The organism is Peptoniphilus sp. oral taxon 836 str. F0141, from assembly GCF_000179335.1.
In the GTDB taxonomy this organism is placed as follows: Bacteria; Bacillota; Clostridia; order Tissierellales; family Peptoniphilaceae; genus Peptoniphilus_A; species Peptoniphilus_A lacrimalis.
The window spans coordinates 1-842 of sequence record NZ_AEAA01000051.1; the positions used below are offsets into that span (position 1 = coordinate 1).

An 842-nucleotide genomic window follows, 5' to 3' on the forward strand; every position below is an offset into this window, starting at 1 on the left:
AATTAATTATCAGTAAATTTATTTACTCCTTATATTTTATAACTTTTAACGCTATAAGTCAATTTAATAAAATTTATCATGATAAAATATAAAAGAAGATACTAATAAATAGTACCTTCTAAAATCATTCATATAGTGGTATTGCTAATTTATAACCAGGATAAATTTTCGAATTATCCAGCTTATTTATTCTTTTTATCTCTTTAATAAAACTCGATTTATTATCGTAATCATAATTATTTGCTATAGTCCATAAAGTTTCCCCTGACACTACTGTATGAATAGCAAAAGTTATATTGTCATCTTTATTATCAATATTCTCAACCTTTTTTAACATAACCCCTGAAAAAAAAGTACATATAAAGATTAATAAAAGAAAAATTCTTCTTAAATTTAATTTAAATCTTTTTTTATTTCTCTTATAAACATAATTTCTTTGCATATTCCCACCTCTTATATTATAATAGAATTAATGTTTAAAACTTTAGTTTCAAACATTCTGTACAAACATATTGAGCAAACATTTAATCTAAATATATGTTCTAAACATATGTTACAATAAACTTTAACCAATGTCAATAGTTTTTATATAAATAAACTATTGTTTGAAATAAACATATAAGTATGTTATTATCATTATAATGAATTATAGGGGGTTACCATGTACGAAGATTTAAACCAAAGAGAACTTGCAATCTTATTTTTTATAAAAAAAGAAATTGAAAGAAAGGGATATCCACCGACTGTAAGAGAAATATGTCAAGGAGTTGGAATCAAAAGTACTTCCACAGTATACTATGCCCTTGAAAAATTAGAAAATAAAAGTTATATAAGAAAAGATC

At 22.7% G+C, this 842-nt stretch carries 2 protein-coding genes; one reads left to right on the plus strand and one right to left on the minus strand.

The features are described 5' to 3' along the window. Positions 1–124: 124 nt before the first annotated feature. Positions 125–442, minus strand: a complete 318-nt coding sequence (locus HMPREF9131_RS02235) for a LysM peptidoglycan-binding domain-containing protein (RefSeq protein ID WP_004824149.1) — start codon at positions 440–442, stop codon at positions 125–127. A gap of 219 nt (positions 443–661) precedes the next feature. Between HMPREF9131_RS02235 and HMPREF9131_RS02240 the strand changes: the two genes are divergently transcribed. After that, positions 662–842 (plus strand): winged helix DNA-binding protein (locus HMPREF9131_RS02240; RefSeq protein WP_009345142.1); only part of this gene is annotated, 181 nt, incomplete at its 3' end.